The following is a 17315-nucleotide window of genomic DNA, read 5'->3' on the forward strand; positions in this document are numbered from 1 at the left end:
TCGACCATGGCGACGAGCCGAAGCGCGATAAAGACGTCTTCCCAGCCGGCGAACGGAGCCGACGAGCTCAGCCTGCCCTGGTTCTGGCCCGTCGACGCCGCCTTGCGCTTGACGGAGCGCAATCTCGATTTCCTCTCCGAAGCAGTGAAGATCACCCGGCCGCCGCCGCCGGGCTGGGCGACGCCACACACCGTCCGCCTCGACCTGCCGACGATGTCCTTGCGCGAATTCGGCAAGGCCGGCTCGGATGGTATTCCCGTGCTGGTCGACGCCCCCTATGCCGGGCACAGCGCGACCATCGCCGACTACGACAAGGGGCAGAGCCTCGTCGAGACGCTGCTCGCGAACGGCCTCGAACACGTCCTCGTCACCGACTGGAAGCCGGCGACGCAGGAGATGCGCTATTTCAGCATCGACACCTATCTGGCCGAGCTCAACGCCGCGATCGACGATCTCGGTGGCGTCGTGCATCTGGTCGGCCTCTGCCAGGGCGGCTGGCTGAGCGCGATGCTGGCCTCCCGCTTCCCGGGCAAGGTCAAGTCGCTGGTGCTGGCCGGCGCGCCGATCGACGCCGATGCCGGCGACGGGCCGATCAAGCGCATGGCGAAGACCATGCCGCTGAAGAGCTATCGCGCCATGGTCCGGACGGGGCGGGGCCTGATGCCGGGGCGCTTCATGCTGGCGGGCTGGAAGAACATGCATCCCGACGAGCACTACGTCGACAAGTACGTCCGGCTCTACCAGAACATCGCCGACAAGAACTATCTCGACCGGACCGAGACCTTCGCGGCCTGGTACGAGAACCCGCTCGACCTGCCCGGCGTCTACTACCTCCAGGCCATCGAGCAGATCTTCAAGGACAACCGCTTCGCCAAGGGCGAGTTCGTCGGGCTGGGCCGGCGCCTGAGCCTGAAGGACGTGACCTGCCCGGTCTATCTCCTGGCTGGCGCCGGGGACGACATCACCACCAGCGAGCAGGTCTTTGCGGCGGAGGACCTCGTCGGCACGCCGAAGAAGAAGATCGAGAAGAAGTTGGTGCCCGGCGGCCATATCGGCCTGTTCATGGGCCGCAAGACGCTTGGCGAAACCTGGCCCGGCATCGCCCGCTGGATCGCCGCGCAGAGCTAGAGAGGCGCCATGACGACGCTAACCTCCACCGAATATTTCCGCCTCGCGCTAGGCCGTTGCGAGGATCTCCCGGCGGTGCGGACCGGGGTGGTGCATCCCGTCAAGGCCAATGTGATCGAGGCGGTGGCCGACGCCGTGGCTGAGCAGCTCATCGATCCCGTGCTGATCGGTCCGGCCGCGCGCATCCATGCCGCCGCGCAGGAGGCCGGCATCGACATCTCGCCCTGGCAGGTCATCGATACCGAGCACAGCCATCAGGCGGCGGCGAAGGCGGTATCGCTGGCCGCCGCCGGCGAGCTCGAGGCGCTGATGAAGGGTTCGCTGCACACCGACGAACTGCTGGGCGCGGTCGTGCACGCCGATTCCGGCCTGCGGACCGAGCGGCGAATCTCCCATGCCTTCGTGATGCACATCGAGAGCTATCCCAAGCCCTTCATCATCACCGACGCCGCGGTCAACATCTCGCCCGATCTCGCCGCCAAGGCGGACATCGTCCAGAACGCCGTCAATCTCTGGCATGTCGCGCTGAACGGCATCGACGAGTTGCCCAAGGTCGCGGTGCTGGCGGCCGTCGAGACCGTGAACCCGCGCATGACAGCGACGCTCGATGCTGCCGCGCTTTCGAAGATGGCTGATCGAGGCCAGATCACCGACGCCATCGTCGACGGGCCGCTCGCCTTCGATAACGCCATCAGCGCGGAAGCGGCGAAGGAGAAGGGCATCGTCTCGGCCGTTGCCGGCCATGCCGACATCCTGCTCGTGCCCGAGATCGAGGCCGGCAACATGCTGGCCAAACAGCTCACCTTCCTCGGCGGCGCCGATGCGGCCGGGATCGTGCTTGGCGCGCGTGTGCCGATCATCCTGACGAGCCGGGCCGACAATCTGCGGGCGCGCCTACTCTCCTGCGTCCTGGCGGTTCTTCTGGCTGATGCGCGGCGCACGGGGCGGCTCAGGTGATCGATACCATCCTCGTCCTCAACGCCGGCTCATCCAGCCTGAAATTTCAGGTTTTCCGCAGCGACGACCTTAGCGTGCTCGCGCGCGGCAAGGCGGTGCGTCTCGGCGAGCCGGAGCCGGCCATGGATGCAGGCCTCGCGGACGGCCCGCGCGAGCGCATCGCGCTGCCGCAGGCCTGCGACCACGATACGGCGCTCTCCGCCGTCCTCGCCTTTGTCGACCGCCACGACGATGGCTGGAGCATGAAGGCGGTTGCCCACCGCATCGTCCATGGTGGCGAACGTTATGCCGATCCGGTCGTGCTGACGCCCGAGATCTTCGCCGCGCTGGAGGCGCTCTCGCCGCTGGCGCCGCTGCATCAGCCGCACAATCTCGCCGCGGTGGCGGCCGCCCGGCGCCTAATGGCCGACGTCCCCAACGTCGCCTGCTTCGATACCGCCTTCCACGCGCGGCACGATGCGCTCACCCATGAATTCGCGCTGGAGCAGGGACTGCGCGACAAGGGCATCCGCCGCTACGGCTTCCACGGCCTCTCCTATCAATGGCTGGAGATCGTGCTGGCCGAGCGGCATCCCGACCTCCATGCCGGCCGCGTCGTTGCTGCCCATCTCGGCAATGGCGCAAGCCTCTGTGCCATCCGGGGCGGGCGCAGCATCGATACGACGATGGGGATGACGACGCTCGACGGGTTGCCGATGGGCACGCGCTGCGGCGCGCTCGACGCCGGAGCGGTGCTCTACATGTTCCAGAGCCTGGGCATGAATGCGGGGGAGGTTTCGAACGCGCTCTATGAGCGCTCCGGCCTGCTCGGCCTCTCCGGCCTCTCCAACGACGTCGAGACGCTGCTGAACAGCGACGATCCCCGCGCGCGCTTCGCCCTCGATTATTTCACGCTGAAGGTCGCGCAGTTCAGCGCGGCGATGGCGGCGGCGATGGGCGGCATCGATGGCCTCATCTTCACCGGCGGCATCGGCGAACATGCCGCGCCGGTCCGTAGCGCGATCCTCGATCGCCTCACCTTCCTCGGCGATTTCAAGGTTCTGGTGATCCCGGCTAATGAGGAGAAGGTCATGGCTGTTCAGGCGAAGGCGCTGCTCGCCTGAGCGATAAGCAGGGGAGGCTGCGATGATCAGCGCCCGAACGGGTTTCATGCGACGCGTCGACCTGCCGGCGGCGATCGCCGGCGCCCTCTGGCTTGGGCCGATGCCGGGCCGGCTGCGGCCGCTGGTGGACGATCTGGCCGATCTGGCCCGGCGAGGCATCGCCCGCATCATCTGCCTGACGCCCTTCGAGGAGATCGAGTTGAAGGCGCCGGACTACGCCGCGCGGCAGTCCGACCTCGGCATCCCCGTCACATGCTTCCCGATCGGCGATTTCGGCGTTCCCGATGATGGCGGCGGCCTGAAGGCTCTCGCCGAACAGGCTGCTCGCGATCTCGAAGCGGGCAGGCAGCTGTTTGTTCACTGCGCCGCCGGCATCGGCCGGACCGGCATGGTCGCGACCTGTATCCTGGTTGCGCTCGGCCTGAGTGGTGCCGACGCGGTCGCAGCCATCGCCGCCGCCGGCTCGGGGCCGGAGACGGAGATCCAGAAGCAGCTGGTCGCGCGCTACGCCGAAGAGGCTGTGCATCCCGGAGACAAGACCTCCGGCTCGTGAGCGGGGTGCAAGACCTGCGGCACATTGGTGCCGGCCGTCACGCGCCCGCTTCGTCACGCTCCAGATCGACCAGATACTCGATATGGCGGCGTCCGGCGGTGCCCGGCCGGATCGCCACGGCGACACCGAAGACTTCGCGGATCGTCTCCTCCGTCAGCACAGATTCCGGAGCGCCCGCAACCAGCAGGCGCCCGTGATGCAGCAGCGCGATCTCGTCGCAGAACAGCGCGGCGAGGTTGAGATCGTGCAGCGCGACGATGCAGGTGATGCCGAGCCGCCGGATCAGCGTCAGAATAGAGAGTTGGTGCTGGATGTCGAGATGGTTGGTCGGCTCGTCGAGGATGAGCTCGCTCGGCTCCTGCGCCAGCGCCCGGGCGATGTGGACGCGCTGGCGCTCCCCGCCCGATAGCGTGTGCCAGAGCTGCTCGTGCCTCTCGGCGAGCCCGACGCGGGCGAGCGCCGCGTTGACGGCGGCCTCGTCCGCAGCGGCCCAGGAGGCGAGCGCGGCGCGATGCGGCGTGCGGCCGAGGCGCACGACGTCGCAGACCGAGAGCTGGACCTCGGTCGTCGCCTGCTGCTCGACGAAGGCAAGCCGGCGCGCCAGTTCGCGGCGTGGCACGGCGGCGATGTCGCGCGCGTCGAGCGTCACGACGCCGCTCGCCACGTTGCGCAATCGGCAGAGCAGCCGGAGCAGGCTCGATTTGCCCGAGCCGTTGGGGCCGATCAAGCCGAGGATGCGGCCGGGAGCGGCATGAAGCGTCACGCCGTCGACGATCATCCGTCCGGCTGCGCCCCAGCGCACATCTTGGGTCGCGAGCGTCATGCGGGCTTCCGGGCGCGGTAGAGGATCAGCGCGAAGGCCGGTGCGCCGAACAACGCGGTGACCACGCCGATCGGCAGGATCTGCTGCGGCACCAGCACGCGCGAGAGGATATCGGCGAGGATCATGAAGATCGCGCCGATGACGAGGCTGGCCGGCAGCAGCCGGGCATGGCCCGAGCCGACGAGGAAGCGCGCGGCATGGGGGATGACGAGGCCGACGAAGCCGATCGTGCCGACGATGCTGACCATCGCGGCGGTCATCACGGCGGTCGTTGCGAACAGGACGATCCTCACGCGCATTACCGCCACGCCCAGTGAGGCGGCGGCGTCGGCGCCGAACGCGAAGGCATCGAGCGCCTTGGCGTGCAGCATGCAGATGCCGAAGCCGATCAGCGCAACCGGGGTCGCGATCCACAGATCCGGCCAGCGCACCCCGCCGAAATTGCCCAGCAGCCAGAACATCACGCCGCGCGCCTGCTCGGCGCTGGCGAGCGTCGTCACGATGGTTGCGGTCGCGGCGTTGAAAAGCTGCGAGGCGGCGACGCCGGCCAGGATGACGCGGTCGCTCGCGCCGCCGGCCCCCGCCGCTAGCAGCGCGACGACGGCAAGCGCCGCGCAGGCGCCGATGAAGGCGCCGGTCGACAGGCTGACCGCCATGCCGCCGATGCCGACCCCGAGGATCAGCACCGCGACGGCGCCGGTGGAGGCGCCGGCCGAGATGCCGAGGATATAGGGCTCGGCCAGCGGGTTGCGCAGCAGCGCCTGCAGGATCACGCCGGAAAGCGCCAGCGCCCCGCCGCATAGCCCCGCCATCAGCGCCCGGCTCAGGCGGTAGTCGAAGATGACGCCCTGCTGGATCGCGCCGACCGGCAGGCCGAGATCGAACAATCCGTTGCCGAGCGCCTTGAGCGCGACATCGAACGGGATCGCCATCTCGCCGATCGTCACCGCCAGCGCCACCGAGACGGTAAGCGCCACCAGCGAGAGGAGCGCGATGCCGATCCGCGCCGGCCAATTCGGGCCGTGGGCGGCGTGGCTCAAGGGGTGAGGCCGAAGCTGGCGATCGCCTTGGCGAGCGTCTCGATCCCATCGACCGTGTCGAGCCCCGCGCGGGTCGCGCCCACGTCGATGATCACGACGCGGTTGTTCGTCACCGCGTCGAGCTTGCTGGCAACGGGGTCGGTCTTCAGGAATGCGAGCTTCTTTTCGATGTCATCAGCCGGGAAGCGGCGGCGGTCCATCTTCACGGTGACGATTACGGCCGGGTTGGCGGCGGCGATGCTCTCCCAGCCGACCAGCGGCCATTCCTCATTGGTGGTGATGATGTTGCGCGCCCCGAGCTTGGACAGGATATAGGCGGGCACGCCGTTCCTACCGGCCATGAAGCCGTCGCCCTTGATGTCCTTGCTGGAGAACCAGACGACGACGGGCACATCCTGCGCTTTCAGCTTCGCGACGGACTCGACCGCCTTGTCCTCGCGCGCCTTCAGTTCGGCGACAAGCTTCTCTGCGCGGTCGGAAACATCGAAGATCTGCCCGAACTCGCGGATGTTGCGATAGACCAGCTCCATCGAGAACATCTGCGTGCGCACGCCGTCACCCGGGCCTGAATTGTCCTTGCCGACGCAATCGGTCGGCGAGACATAGGTCGGCACCTTCACCTTGTGGAACTGGTCGCGCTTGCCGACGATGCCGTTCGGCCCGACATGCCATTCGAACATCGCGGTGACGAGATCGGGCTCCTGCCCGACCACCGCCTCGAAGCTCGGATCATTGTCGGCGAGGCGCTTCACCTTGGCGTTGACGGCCTCATAGGGCTTGGCCACCGGCGAGAACCAGACGGCGGTGCCGACCACCCGGTCTCCGAGGCCGAGCGCGTAGAGAATCTCTGTCTGGGTCTGGCCGATCGCGACCACGCGCTTGGGCGGTGCGTTGAAGGTGATGGTCTCCCGGCAATTCTCCAGCGTCAGCGGGTATTGCGTCGGCGCTGCGGCGACCGGCGCGGCGAACAGGACAAGGCCGGCTGCGGCGGCGAAAAGGGTGGGCAGCAGCGAAAAGGCGGGACGCATGGGGGCAACCGGGCTGACGCGGGCACCGCGTCGGCGAAACCGGGCGGTTTCGGCGCGATGTTCACAAGATGTAACAATGTTGCATTTCTCATAGGTCGCACGACGTGGACGCGTCAAGCGTGTCGCGGCCCTTGCGGCGGCCCGGCCGAAGATCATGGACATGGAATTCATCGCTCCCCGAGATGAGGCGGGGGAGCTTCGATGGATACGGCCGGAAGGCGCAGCTCTGGAGCCGGCCGCCGACGCGCACCCCTCCGGAACACCCCGCCCGAAAGACGCCTTGCGATCGCGGCAGGTCTCCTGGCTCACGGGTCGACGCCTGATCCGCCCGGCCTTCCCGGCGCAGGGCGCCAGTGGACGATGGACGGAGGGCTCGCCGCTTACAGTTGCGGGGGCAGCCTCGGCATTGGCGCGGGAAGCGCCTCACCGAATTCCCTCTTAGCTCCGGGCGTGACCCGGAGAACCTCGATCGAGCGGCACCATAGAGCGGCGCCGAAGCCCGTCAAGCGATACGACGTTAGGTCAGCGTCCGGAACAGGCTGAATTGCGAGAAGAGCGCGGCGGTGCCGCCGGTATGGAGCACGCAAGCGGGCTCGCCGCCGGCAATCCCTCCATCGGCAACCCGCTCGAGGAAGCAGGCGCAGGTCTTCGCGGTGTAGACATGTTCGATCAGGATGCCCTCGGTGCGCGCGAAGCTCAGGATGGCCGCTTCCGAGGCCGGAGTCGGGGCGCCCCAGCCGTCGCCGAGATAGCCCATGTGATAATGCAGGGGCGCGGCCTCCAGCGAGTCGACGTCGAGCCCCGTCCGCTCCCGCAGGCCCTCGTAGATCGCCCGGACACGCCCCGCCAGCTCCGTCAGCGCATACTCGACGCTGACGAGATGGATGCGGAAGGGGTGCCCCAGCAGGGCGTTGCCGAAGAGGAAGCCAGCCTCGGTCGGCCCCATCGAGCCGGCAAGAAAGACATGCTTGATCGGGGCTTCTTCACCTTGCGACTGCTCATGCAGCTCGAAGGCGGCCCGAACATAACCCATCGCGCCCAGCACGGGATCGCCGACGATGTAGGGCGTCCGGCCCTGCCGGGCGAGTTCTGCGGCGGCCGCTGCAAGCGCCGCGTTGCGCTGGCTTTCATCGACCGGTCCGAGGAAGCGCAACTCCGCGCCGAACAGCCGGTTGAGGAAGGAGGCCTGGCGGTTCTCCTGCGTGTCGGCCGCATTGTGCAGGACGAGGCAGTCGAGCCCGACGAGCGAAGCCGCCGCGGCCGTCAGACGGCAGAGATTGGAGCTGGCGCCGCCGCCTACTAGGAGGATATCGGCCTTCTGCCGCAGCGCGTCCCCCAGCCAGTATTCAAGGCTCCGCAGCTTGTTGCCGCCGAGCGCGATTGGCATCAGATCATCGCGCTTGGCGTAGATGCCGGGCCGCGCGAGCTTCTCCTCGAAACGGTGCAGCCGCTGAAGCGGCGTCGGAGTGTCGAGCAGAACGTGGCGGGCCTCGCGCAGGAGGCTGGAGAGCTCAGGCTTCATCGTTTCGCCCCACTATGCCGGCCATCAGCCGCCATACTGGTCGTCGGAGACCTGCTCCAGCCACTCCACGACCTTGCCGTTCTCGGCTTCCTGAACGGCGATATGGGTCATCCCGGTCGAAGGCGCCGCGCCGTGCCAGTGCTTTTCGCCGGGCGGGAACCAGACAACGTCGCCGGGCCGGATCTCCTCGATCGGACCGCCCCAGCGCTGCACCCGGCCGACCCCGCTGACGACGATCAGCGTCTGGCCGAGGGGATGCGTATGCCAGGCCGTCCGCGCCCCCGGCTCGAAGGTGACGCTCGCGCCCTGCACGCGCTCCGGCGCATGCGGATTGAAGAGCGGGTCGATCCGGACCGATCCGGTGAACCAGTCGGCCGGTCCTTTTCCGGATGGGCGCGAGCCCGCGCGCATGATCTCCATGACGATCTCCTGATGGTTTGAACTGCGGCGACCGGGAATCGGTGCTGTCGACAGCCACGCGAAGCCCATTGTTTCGGCAGGAGGGGATCACCCGAAGACTGCGACCGTCAAGGCCTCTCGCGCTGGTCGCAACGGCGTTCTCGATTGGGACTTTCTCAGAGCGAGAGCTGCGAACCCGCCTCCCGGCAGGAGGCCTTGAGCGCGAGCAGGATCGCCGCTTCATCGGTCGCGATGCCGTGCCGCTGCAGGCAGGGCACGAGGATCGCCGCTTCGGCATGACCGCTCGGGCCGATCACCGGGCAGGCGATGTCGGTCACCGCCATGATGTCGCGGCTCGGCGCGACGCGATGTCCGGTGGCGCGGATTTCCGCGAGGGTGCGATTGGTCTCGTCGCTCTCCAGCTTGTCGCGGTCGGCCTCGGAGGCCTCCTTCATCAATTGCCGGCGCCGCGTCTCGCTCTGGAAGGCGAGGATAAGCAGGCCCGAATTCGCGTCGAGCGCCGGCCTTCCATAGCCCGGCCGCACGATGACGCTGGCGTCGAGATGGCCGGAGGTGGTCGCGAGCACCACGGTCTGCGCCCGGCTCAGCACGACGAGATGCGCGGCCTGCCCGCTATCCTCGCTGAAGCGCTCCATCAGCGGCAGTACGATCGAGGTGAGCTGGCGCCCGCCCGGCGTGCGGATGCCGAGGTCGAACAATCGGCGTGACAGGGCGAGGCGGTCGGTGCCGGCCTCGCGGGCGAGATAGCCGCGCTGCTGCAGCACGAAGACCATGCGGAAGATCTCGCTTTTCGAGCGGGCGAGGCGCTCGGCGATCTCACGCGTCGAGAGCGGCTCGCCCGCCTCGGCGAGGAGCTCGAGGATGTCGAGCCCCTTCTCCAGCGCGGGCGCCGCGTAGGAACTTTTGTCTCCGTTCTCGGAGTCGGGCAGGTCGCTCATATCTTCCTGTTTCATATATGAAGCTTGACATCAAATAAGAAACGAACCTAGCCTCCTCGTAAAGGGGAGGCGGATGGTGCGGTGGCCTGATCATATCGCGCGTTCGAACAACGCTGCGAGACAGCCGCAAGGCGGCCGGGCATGAAATATGGCCTGCAGTTCCGCGATGTTTTCGCGGCCTGGGAATCGATCCTCGCCGGCGTCTGGGTCACGCTGCTCCTCTCGGCGGCGGCGATGATCGGCGGCCTCGTCATCGGCATCGCCTGCGCGGCGGCCCGCGTCTATGGCCCGGCCTGGCTGCGCCGGATCGTCGGCAGCTATGTCGAAATCATCCGCAACACGCCGCTGCTGGTGCAGCTCTTCCTGATCTTCTTCGGCCTGCCCAGCTTCGGCCTGAGGCTCGACGGTTTCACCGCCGCGATCATCGCGCTCGTCGTCAATCTCGGCGCCTATACCACCGAGATCGTCCGCGCCGGGCTCGAGGCCGTGCCCAAGGCGCAGGTCGAAGCCGGCCATTCGCTCGGTCTCTCCGGCCTGCAGGTTTTCCGCTATGTCGTGATGTTTCCGGCGCTGAAGGCGATGTTCCCGGCGCTCGCCAGCCAGTTCGTGCTGCTGATGCTGGCGACCAGCGTCGTCTCGCAGATCTCGGTCGAGGACCTCTTCCATGCGGCCTCGATCGTGCAGTCGCGCACCTTCCGCGACTTCGAGGTCTACACCGTCATCGGCGTGCTCTATCTCGGGCTCGCGATTGCCTTCCGCGGCCTGTTCGCGGGCATCTACTACTGGGCGTTCGTCAGGCGATGATCCGCGAATTCGGCCTCATCGATGTGATGTATCTGATCGCGGCGGCGCGCTGGACGCTGGCGCTCACCGTCACCGCCTTCATCGGCGCCTCGCTGATCGGCATCCTCATCGCCATCGCCCGCATCCTGCCCTTCGCGCCGCTGCGCTGGGTTTCGGCGGCCTATATCCACATCGTCCAGGGCACGCCGCTGCTGGTCTGGCTGTTCGTGATCTTCTTCGGCTTGCCGCTGATCGGCATCTCGGTCAATCCGTGGATTGCCGCCGCGACCGCCTTTTCGGTCTATGGCAGCGCCTTCCTGGGTGAGATCTGGCGCGGCGCACTGGTCTCGATTGCGAAGACGCAGTGGGAGGCCGGTGCCTCGCTCGGGCTCTCGCTCTGGGAGCAGCTGCGCTACATCATCGTGCCGCAATCGGTCCGGGTGGCGATCCCGCCGACGGTCGGTTTCCTCGTCCAGCTGATCAAGAACACCTCGCTCGCCGCGGTGATCGGCTTTGTCGAGATCACCCGCGAAGGACAGCTCACGGCGGCCGGCACCTACAAGCCCTTCGCCGTCTACATCACCGTCGCCGCGATCTATTTCGCGATGTGCTTCCCCCTCACGCAATGGAGCCGCTCGATCGAGCGGAAGCTCGATGTCGCTCGTTGAAATCCATGGGATCAACAAGAGTTACGGTGCCGTCCAGGTGCTGAAGGATGTGACGCTCGACGTCGCCAAGGGCGAGATCATCGCCGTGATCGGCCGCTCCGGCTCGGGCAAGAGCACGATGCTCCGCTGCATCAACGGGCTGGAGCCGGTGCAGGCCGGCGTCATCCGTGTCGACGGCACGCAAGTCAACGATCCCAAGACCAATCTGCGCAAGCTGCGCCAGGAGGTCGGCATCGTCTTCCAGAGCTTCAACCTGTTCCCGCATCTCTCGGTCTGCGACAACATCACCTTGGCGCCACGGGTGGTGAAGAAGCAGGCGCCGCAGGCCGCCCGCGAGGTGGCGCGCGAGGTGCTTGCCCGTGTCGGTCTTGCCGACAAGCTCGACGCCTATCCCTCGCAGCTTTCCGGCGGCCAGCAGCAGCGCGTCGCCATCGCTCGCTCGCTCGCCATGCGGCCGAAGCTGATGCTGTTCGACGAGGTCACCTCCGCCCTCGATCCCGAACTGACCGGCGAGGTGCTCAAGGTCCTCGAATCCGTCGCGCAGGAAGGCATGACCATGATCCTGGTGACGCATGAAATGGGTTTCGCCCGCCGCTTCGGCTCGCGCGTCGTCTTCATGCATGAGGGGCGTATCCACGAGCAGGGCCCGGCCGCTGCCGTGCTGGCTGAGCCGAAGACGCCGGAACTCCAGACCTTCCTCAGCGCTGTCCTGCACTGAGGCGGAACCAAAAACCGACATCAACGAGGGGAGAAAAGACGATGCGTTCATTGTTCGCAGGTTTAGCCGCCCTGGCGGTCGCAGCCTTCGGTGCGGCGGAGGCCAAGGCCGACAAGCTTCAGGACATCCTGTCCAAGGGCGTGGTGCGCATCGGTGTACCGCTCGACGCGCCGCCCTTCGGCGCCCAGGATGCCGACCGCAAGCCGATCGGCTTCGACATCGAGATGGCCGAAATGGTCGCCAAAGGTCTCGGTGTGAAGCTGGAGATGCAGCAGATCACCGGCGCCAACCGCATCCCATTCCTGATGACCGACAAGGTCGACATCGTCATCTCGGTGATGGGCCTGACCCCTGAGCGCGCCCGGCAGATCCAGTTCACGGCGCCCTACGCCAACACCTTCCTGGCGGTCTACGGCGCCAAGAATTCGACGGTGAGCAGCCCGGAGACGATCGGCTCCGCGCGTGTCGCCGCCGCCAAGGGCACGACGCAGGAGCTCGCCATCTCGGCAGCGGCGCCCAAGGCCAGCCTGATGCGGACCGAGGACGATGCCACGGCAGCGGCGGCCTATATCACCGGCCAGGCCGATCTGCTCGCCACGAACTCGATCGTGGCGCAGGCGCTCGCCAAGCAGAACCCGAACAAGGAGTTCGAGCGGAAATTCGTCATCCGCCGCAGCCCGGCGCATATGGGCGTGCAGATGGACCAGCATAATCTCGTGCGCTGGCTCGACGGCTTCATCTTCTTCAATTCCATGAACGGCGAGCTGGACCGGCTCCATCGCAAGTATCTGGATATGCCGATGGACCCGCTGCCGACGCTCTAGTCGGAGCCACATCCGTCATTCTCGGGCGAAGCGTAGCGCAGACCCGAGAATCTCCTGACCAGAAGGCGCTGGTCGGGAGCCTTCTTCTGCCGGAGATGCTCGGGGCAAGCCCGAGCATGACGGCTCGTCTCGCCCTTCCTTTGCCGGAGAGGGCTCCCAAGCCACGTCCCATCGAGCCCGCCATGACCAGCTCCCGCCCCAAGCCGAACCCGCGCCCCTCCAGCGCCTTCCTCACCGTCGATCTCGACCGGGAGGGCAAGCAGACCGGCTTCCTGATGATCCCGCACTCGCCGCATGACGATGCCTGGGGCGCGACGCGCGTGCCGATCGCCGTGATCAAGAACGGCGCCGGCCCGACCGTGATCATGGAGGGCGGAAACCATGGCGACGAATACGAGGGCCCGATCACGATCTGCGATCTGATCCGCGATCTCGATCCCGGCCGCGTCCAGGGCCGCCTCATCCTGATGCCGGCGAACAATGTCCATGCCGTCATGGCCGGTCAACGCACCTCGCCGGTCGACGGGCTGAACTTCAACCGCACCTTCCCGGGCGATCCGCGCGGCACCATCACCCAGCAGATCTCGGCCTTCGTCAGCGACCATATCCTGCCGATCGGCGACGCCTTCCTCGACCTGCATTCGGGCGGCTCCTCGCTCGACATCATCCCGAGCGCCATCGTCGAGCCGACTGATGACCCGGCGCTGCACAAGCGCAACGTCGCCGCCGTGCAGGCCTTCGACGCACCGATGACCGTCGTCATCAGCAATCTCGGCGAGCCCCGTACGGCGACCGCCGCCGCCTGCCGGGCCGGGCTCGTCACGGTCGGCACGGAGATGGCCGGCGCCGGCACGGTCTCGCTCGAAGCGCTTTCGGTCTGCCGGCGCGGCGTCGCCAATGTGCTCGACCATCTCGGCGTCGTCGTCAGGGAGAAGCCTGAGCCGAAGCGCGGCGACGGCCAGATCCTCGAACTGCCCGGCATCTCCGCTTACGTCTATGCGACGGCGGACGGCATCTTCGAGCCCTTCCACGCCAATGGCACCAAGGTCAGCGCCGGCGAACCGGCCGGCCGCATCCACTGCACCTGGGACCCGGCGCGCCCGCCCGAGACGCTGCACTACGCCGCCGACGGCATCCTTTATGGCCGTCGCCAACCCGGCCGCGTGAAGCCGGGCAATTGCTGCCTGATCGTCGCGGCGCCCTATCGCGGAACCCTGTGATGATCGCGCTCGACGAGATCCGCGCCGCCCGTGAGCGCATCGCGCCCCACATCCGGAAAACCCCGATGCTGCCCTATGCGAAGACGCGCGGCGGCGATTTCGGCGGCGACGTCACGCTGAAGCTCGAATTGCTGCAGGCCGCCGGCTCCTTCAAGGCGCGCGGCGCGATGAACCGGCTCCTGACGCTGTCGAAGGATGAGCTCGCGCGCGGCGTCGTCACCGCATCGGGCGGCAATCACGGCCTCGCCATTGCCCGCTCGGCCCATGTGCTCGGCGTGCCCGCGACGATCTTCCTGCCGTCCAACGCGGCGCCCGACAAGATCGCCAAGCTGCGCGACTGGGGCGCGGACGTCCATATCGTCGGCGCGATCTGGGACGATGCGAATGCGGCTGCACTCGCCCATTCAGCAAAGACCGGCGCGACCTATGCTCATCCGTTCAGCGATCCCGTCGTTGTGGCGGGGCAGGGCACGCTCGGCCTCGATATCCTCGACGACATGCCGGACGTGGACATCATCCTCGTCGCCATCGGCGGCGGCGGTTTGATCACTGGCCTCTCGACGGCGGTGAAGGCTTTGCGCCCACAGACGCGGATCATCGGCATCGAGCCTGTGGGCTCCCCAACTCTGCATGCCTGCCTCGCCGCCGGGCGCTTGGTCGCGCTCGACCGGCTGGAGACACGCGTCGCCACCATGTCCTGCCGCCAGACGGATCAGGCGATCTATGAGGCGGTGGCCCGCAATGTCGACGAGATCGTGCTGATCACCGATGCCGAGATGGAACAGGCGGCGAAGTCGCTCTGGTTCGAATTCGGCATCGCAGCCGACCTGTCGGGCGCAGCCGCGCTGGCGGCGCTGCAGTCCGGACGGGTCGCGCTTACCGGCGGCGAGAAAGTCTGCGCGCTGGTCTGCGGTGCCGGAACCGATGGCTGCTTGCCGAGTTAGGCGCGGACCTCGTCGTTGAAGAAGCCGGGCGGACCCATCTGTCCGCCTTTCAGCACGATATCGAGCCCGTCGAGACGCGGATCTTCGGAATGGGCGCGGCAGAACGGGGCGCCGGGCACGCATGGTCCGCGATAGGACAGGCCCCAGAGAGGCAGGGCGCGGATAGCCATGGTCGAGGTGTCGCCACCGGCTACGACGAGCCGGCTAAGGCGCGCCTCGGCCATGATCGCGGCAAGCAGGCGCCCGGTCGCGCCCGCCACTTTAGCGGCTGATGCGGGCGCGCCCTCCGGCTGCTCGGTCACCAGCATCACGTCACCTTGGGCAAGCTCGGAAAGGGTCGCTGCCTGCAACTGGGCGCCATAGGCTTCGTCCGAGAGCAGCCGTTCCGGCCGAACAGGAAGCATCGTATAGCCTCTGGCGGTTTCAACCTGAGCGCGGGTCACCGGCGACAGACTACCGACGAGGGCAAGCAAGGGCCCGCCGTGGCGCTGATGGGTCTCGTCGGCCAGCGCGGCGGCGAACGCCCTTGGATGCCCGGCCGCGAAGGCGCGTGCAACCGAGCTGGCGCCCACGGCCAGCATCGGCCCATTCTCCAGCGAAGTCGCAAGCAATCCGCCGATCGCCGCGAGGTCGGCTTCGGCGGCGACATCGAAGAGAACGGCCGCGTTTCCGTTGGAGAGAGCATCGGCCTGTGCGACCGAGTGGCCCGCATAGGCACGGAAGTCGACGAGCCCGACATCGTCGAGGCCTTGCGCGGCAAGATGCCGGCGCAGATCGGCCTCCGCCATCGGCGTCACCGGGTGGCGGCTCATCGTCGGGTGCCGGTCGATGCGGTGGATCGTGCCGTCGCCGCCAGCCGCGAACAGGTTTCCGAACAGGCAGAAGCGCCCGAGATTGGGTTGACCGCCGAGGATCGGCACGAGCGGGTTCGGAAAGAAGGGTCTCAGCGCCGCAACCGCCGCGCCGATGCTGCCGATATGGGGCGCGCTGTCGAAGGTGGAGCAGCATTTGTAGTGCATCAGCCCGACGCCGCGTTCGGCGAAGAAGCGCCCGATCTCGGCAAGCTCGGCTGCGATCGCCTCCGGCGCCATGGCCCGGCTCGCCCCGGCGATGCCGATCGCGTCGAGCGGACCGGCGGCGTCGAGCTGTGCGGCGCTCGGCTGGCTTAGGAAAAGCAGGGCCCGAAATCCGCCTTCGGCCAACGTTGCCAGCGTATCGGTCGAGCCGGTGAAATCGTCGCCATACCAGCCATAGAGAGGCGTGCGCTTCGCAGTCACGGCGCGCTAACCCGCCTCGCCGCCGAAGGTGTCGAGTGCCTGTTGCAGCTCGGGATGCGCGCGGGCTGCCTCGGCGATCGGCATGCCGTCGGCGACCGCCGCCCACGCCTGCCGGATGCTGGCGACGCCGGCCTTTGGCCCGCCAGGATGGGCGAGGATGCCGCCGCCGGCCATGAACAGCAGGTCATCATGGCCGATCGCGTCCCAGGTCGGTTGCGCGGTGCCGGCCCATTGCCCGGAGGAGAAGGCGGGCATCACCCGGTCGTCGGCTCCTTCCGTCAACGGCGTCACGCAATCCCTGGCGGAGGTCACGACCTCCTCGTCCTCCTGCGCGAATTTCCCCTTCAGGCCATGGACATGCATATGATCGACGCCAGCCAGCCGCCACAGCACCTGATAGGCCTGGAAGCCGATGCCGAGCAGCGGGTGGCGCGAGAGGGCGCCATAACCGTTGCGATGCCCGTGCAGGGCAAGATCGGTCGAGCGGCGCAGGCTCTCGATCGCGGAGAAACCGCACCAGTTCAGGCTCGCCATCACGCAGGAGCCGCCTTCGCGCGCGACGAGATCGGCATGGCGGCGCATCGCGTCGGTCTCGTCGGTGATGTTGAAGGCGACCATGACGTGCTTGCCGGTCTTGTCCTGATGCCGGCGCACGGCCGCCATCACCGCCGGAATGCGCTCGGCCAGCGGCGCATGCACCGGATCGGCCGAGATCTCGTCATCCTTGATGAAGTCCAGCCCCGCCTCGCAGAGGCCTGCGACGAGCTCGGCCGTCTGCGCGGCGCTCAGGCCGACATTCGGCTTGATGATCGAGCCGACGAGCGGCCCTTTTGCCACGCCGGTCAGGCGGCGCGTGCCGGCAATGCCCTGCGCCGGCAGCGGGAAACGCTGGCGATAGGACCAGGGCAGCGAAATGCTTTCGAGCCGCAGGCCCGTGACTTCGCCGAGATCGTAGAGATTGCCGGCGACGACGGCAGCCAGCGTCGCGAGATTGGCGCCGACATTGTCGACCGGGAAGGAGATAGTGATCCGCGCCCGACGCCATGGCCCGCCGACGCCCTTTCGGGCGAGCCAGGCATTCGGCAGGCTGGGCTCCGTCGCCGGCGCCAGCTCCTCGATCCGCGTGACGACGGCACGGGCCCGCTCGCGTAGTTCGTCGGTCTCGCCGGCGACGCGGGCGAAGGTGCCGCAGGATTGCTCGCCCGCCATCACCTCCGCGACCTCAGCCGGGTCGAGCGGGGTTTCGATCAGGTAGGTCGCTTCGAAGCGGTTCTCGGTCATCGCACGCATCCAGGCCGTTCATAAGGCGTCATTCTCGCGCTTGACCCGAGAATCTCAGGACCAGAGGGCGCTGGTCCTGAGATGGTCG

At 67.5% G+C, this 17315-nt stretch carries 18 protein-coding genes and 1 riboswitch; of the genes, 10 read left to right on the forward strand and 8 right to left on the reverse strand.

The genetic code is table 11. The features are described 5' to 3' along the window. Nucleotides 1-6: 6 nt before the first annotated feature. Genes AC1DEZ_RS12240 through AC1DEZ_RS12255 form a run of 4 tightly spaced genes read left to right on the forward strand, consistent with a single transcriptional unit; the run spans nt 7 to nt 3741 of the window. The gene (locus AC1DEZ_RS12240; protein WP_441509496.1) at nt 7-1128 is read left to right on the forward strand and encodes an alpha/beta fold hydrolase; all 1122 of its coding nucleotides are present in this window, start codon (nt 7-9) and stop codon (nt 1126-1128) included. Between the two features lie 9 nt (nt 1129-1137). After that, a complete protein-coding gene (locus AC1DEZ_RS12245; protein WP_441509495.1) occupies nt 1138-2085 on the forward strand; it encodes a bifunctional enoyl-CoA hydratase/phosphate acetyltransferase in 948 nt (315 codons plus the stop codon). Next, on the forward strand, nt 2082-3188 hold the full coding sequence (locus AC1DEZ_RS12250; RefSeq protein WP_441509494.1) for an acetate/propionate family kinase: 1107 nt from the start codon (nt 2082-2084) through the stop codon (nt 3186-3188). The genes AC1DEZ_RS12245 and AC1DEZ_RS12250 overlap by 4 nt, the downstream gene beginning before the upstream one ends. 22 nt (nt 3189-3210) lie before the next feature. After that, nucleotides 3211-3741, forward strand: a complete 531-nt coding sequence (locus AC1DEZ_RS12255) for a protein-tyrosine phosphatase family protein (protein ID WP_441509493.1) — start codon at nt 3211-3213, stop codon at nt 3739-3741. Between the two features lie 37 nt (nt 3742-3778). Here AC1DEZ_RS12255 and AC1DEZ_RS12260 read toward each other — a convergent pair whose 3' ends face one another. The 6 genes from AC1DEZ_RS12260 to AC1DEZ_RS12285 form a co-directional block, all read right to left on the reverse strand. Continuing rightward, a complete protein-coding gene (locus AC1DEZ_RS12260; protein WP_441509492.1) occupies nt 3779-4564 on the reverse strand; it encodes an ABC transporter ATP-binding protein in 786 nt (261 codons plus the stop codon). Then, entirely contained in the window at nt 4561-5604 is a 1044-nt protein-coding gene (locus tag AC1DEZ_RS12265; protein WP_441509491.1) for a FecCD family ABC transporter permease, read from the reverse strand. The genes AC1DEZ_RS12260 and AC1DEZ_RS12265 overlap by 4 nt, the downstream gene beginning before the upstream one ends. After that, nucleotides 5601-6632, reverse strand: a complete 1032-nt coding sequence (locus tag AC1DEZ_RS12270; RefSeq protein ID WP_441509490.1) for an ABC transporter substrate-binding protein — start codon at nt 6630-6632, stop codon at nt 5601-5603. The genes AC1DEZ_RS12265 and AC1DEZ_RS12270 overlap by 4 nt, the downstream gene beginning before the upstream one ends. 273 nt (nt 6633-6905) lie before the next feature. Beyond that, nucleotides 6906-7115, reverse strand: a riboswitch (cobalamin riboswitch). Nucleotides 7116-7149: 34 nt separating this feature from the next. After that, a complete protein-coding gene (locus tag AC1DEZ_RS12275) occupies nt 7150-8154 on the reverse strand; it encodes a 1-aminocyclopropane-1-carboxylate deaminase/D-cysteine desulfhydrase (RefSeq protein WP_441509489.1) in 1005 nt (334 codons plus the stop codon). A 24-nt stretch (nt 8155-8178) separates the two neighbouring features. Continuing rightward, on the reverse strand, nt 8179-8574 hold the full coding sequence (locus tag AC1DEZ_RS12280) for a (R)-mandelonitrile lyase (protein WP_441509488.1): 396 nt from the start codon (nt 8572-8574) through the stop codon (nt 8179-8181). Nucleotides 8575-8729: 155 nt separating this feature from the next. Next, complete coding sequence (locus AC1DEZ_RS12285) at nt 8730-9527, reverse strand: IclR family transcriptional regulator (protein WP_476779767.1); 798 nt, start codon at nt 9525-9527, stop codon at nt 8730-8732. A gap of 126 nt (nt 9528-9653) precedes the next feature. On the opposite strand from AC1DEZ_RS12285, the gene AC1DEZ_RS12290 reads away from it, so the two are divergent. The 6 genes from AC1DEZ_RS12290 (at nt 9654) to AC1DEZ_RS12315 (ending at nt 14669) form a co-directional block, all read left to right on the forward strand. Continuing rightward, a complete protein-coding gene (locus AC1DEZ_RS12290) occupies nt 9654-10316 on the forward strand; it encodes an amino acid ABC transporter permease (RefSeq protein ID WP_441509486.1) in 663 nt (220 codons plus the stop codon). Continuing rightward, nucleotides 10313-10963, forward strand: coding sequence for an amino acid ABC transporter permease (locus tag AC1DEZ_RS12295; protein ID WP_441509485.1), 651 nt, complete (start codon nt 10313-10315; stop codon nt 10961-10963). The genes AC1DEZ_RS12290 and AC1DEZ_RS12295 overlap by 4 nt, the downstream gene beginning before the upstream one ends. Next, the gene (locus AC1DEZ_RS12300; RefSeq protein ID WP_441509484.1) at nt 10950-11681 is read left to right on the forward strand and encodes an amino acid ABC transporter ATP-binding protein; all 732 of its coding nucleotides are present in this window, start codon (nt 10950-10952) and stop codon (nt 11679-11681) included. The genes AC1DEZ_RS12295 and AC1DEZ_RS12300 overlap by 14 nt, the downstream gene beginning before the upstream one ends. A 41-nt stretch (nt 11682-11722) precedes the next feature. Continuing rightward, nucleotides 11723-12505, forward strand: a complete 783-nt coding sequence (locus AC1DEZ_RS12305; protein WP_441509483.1) for a transporter substrate-binding domain-containing protein — start codon at nt 11723-11725, stop codon at nt 12503-12505. A 182-nt stretch (nt 12506-12687) separates the two neighbouring features. Beyond that, a complete protein-coding gene (locus AC1DEZ_RS12310; RefSeq protein WP_441509482.1) occupies nt 12688-13725 on the forward strand; it encodes a succinylglutamate desuccinylase/aspartoacylase family protein in 1038 nt (345 codons plus the stop codon). Next, complete coding sequence (locus AC1DEZ_RS12315) at nt 13725-14669, forward strand: threonine ammonia-lyase (RefSeq protein WP_441509481.1); 945 nt, start codon at nt 13725-13727, stop codon at nt 14667-14669. The genes AC1DEZ_RS12310 and AC1DEZ_RS12315 overlap by 1 nt, the downstream gene beginning before the upstream one ends. Here AC1DEZ_RS12315 and AC1DEZ_RS12320 read toward each other — a convergent pair. Both AC1DEZ_RS12320 and AC1DEZ_RS12325 read right to left on the reverse strand, forming a co-directional pair. Continuing rightward, on the reverse strand, nt 14666-15946 hold the full coding sequence (locus AC1DEZ_RS12320; RefSeq protein ID WP_441509480.1) for a four-carbon acid sugar kinase family protein: 1281 nt from the start codon (nt 15944-15946) through the stop codon (nt 14666-14668). The genes AC1DEZ_RS12315 and AC1DEZ_RS12320 overlap by 4 nt on opposite strands. A 6-nt stretch (nt 15947-15952) precedes the next feature. Then, nucleotides 15953-17227, reverse strand: a complete 1275-nt coding sequence (locus tag AC1DEZ_RS12325) for a ribulose-bisphosphate carboxylase large subunit family protein (protein WP_441509479.1) — start codon at nt 17225-17227, stop codon at nt 15953-15955. Nucleotides 17228-17315 lie beyond the last annotated feature (88 nt).

It is taken from the genome of Allobosea sp. 10L422 (genome assembly GCF_056395345.1).

Excerpts from the sequence above, each read along its gene's own strand:
- AC1DEZ_RS12240 (WP_441509496.1), top strand. The coding sequence starts at position 7 with ATGGCGACGAGCCGAAGCGCGATAAAGACGTCTTCCCAGCCGGCGAAC.
- AC1DEZ_RS12245 (WP_441509495.1), top strand. The coding sequence starts at position 1,138 with ATGACGACGCTAACCTCCACCGAATATTTCCGCCTCGCGCTAGGCCGT.
- AC1DEZ_RS12255 (WP_441509493.1), top strand. The coding sequence starts at position 3,211 with ATGATCAGCGCCCGAACGGGTTTCATGCGACGCGTCGACCTGCCGGCG.
- AC1DEZ_RS12260 (WP_441509492.1), bottom strand. The coding sequence starts at position 4,564 with ATGACGCTCGCGACCCAAGATGTGCGCTGGGGCGCAGCCGGACGGATG.
- AC1DEZ_RS12270 (WP_441509490.1), bottom strand. The coding sequence starts at position 6,632 with ATGCGTCCCGCCTTTTCGCTGCTGCCCACCCTTTTCGCCGCCGCAGCC.
- AC1DEZ_RS12275 (WP_441509489.1), bottom strand. The coding sequence starts at position 8,154 with ATGAAGCCTGAGCTCTCCAGCCTCCTGCGCGAGGCCCGCCACGTTCTG.
- AC1DEZ_RS12280 (WP_441509488.1), bottom strand. The coding sequence starts at position 8,574 with ATGGAGATCATGCGCGCGGGCTCGCGCCCATCCGGAAAAGGACCGGCC.
- AC1DEZ_RS12285 (WP_476779767.1), bottom strand. The coding sequence starts at position 9,527 with ATGAAACAGGAAGATATGAGCGACCTGCCCGACTCCGAGAACGGAGAC.
- AC1DEZ_RS12290 (WP_441509486.1), top strand. The coding sequence starts at position 9,654 with ATGAAATATGGCCTGCAGTTCCGCGATGTTTTCGCGGCCTGGGAATCG.
- AC1DEZ_RS12295 (WP_441509485.1), top strand. The coding sequence starts at position 10,313 with ATGATCCGCGAATTCGGCCTCATCGATGTGATGTATCTGATCGCGGCG.
- AC1DEZ_RS12300 (WP_441509484.1), top strand. The coding sequence starts at position 10,950 with ATGTCGCTCGTTGAAATCCATGGGATCAACAAGAGTTACGGTGCCGTC.
- AC1DEZ_RS12305 (WP_441509483.1), top strand. The coding sequence starts at position 11,723 with ATGCGTTCATTGTTCGCAGGTTTAGCCGCCCTGGCGGTCGCAGCCTTC.
- AC1DEZ_RS12310 (WP_441509482.1), top strand. The coding sequence starts at position 12,688 with ATGACCAGCTCCCGCCCCAAGCCGAACCCGCGCCCCTCCAGCGCCTTC.
- AC1DEZ_RS12315 (WP_441509481.1), top strand. The coding sequence starts at position 13,725 with ATGATCGCGCTCGACGAGATCCGCGCCGCCCGTGAGCGCATCGCGCCC.
- AC1DEZ_RS12325 (WP_441509479.1), bottom strand. The coding sequence starts at position 17,227 with ATGACCGAGAACCGCTTCGAAGCGACCTACCTGATCGAAACCCCGCTC.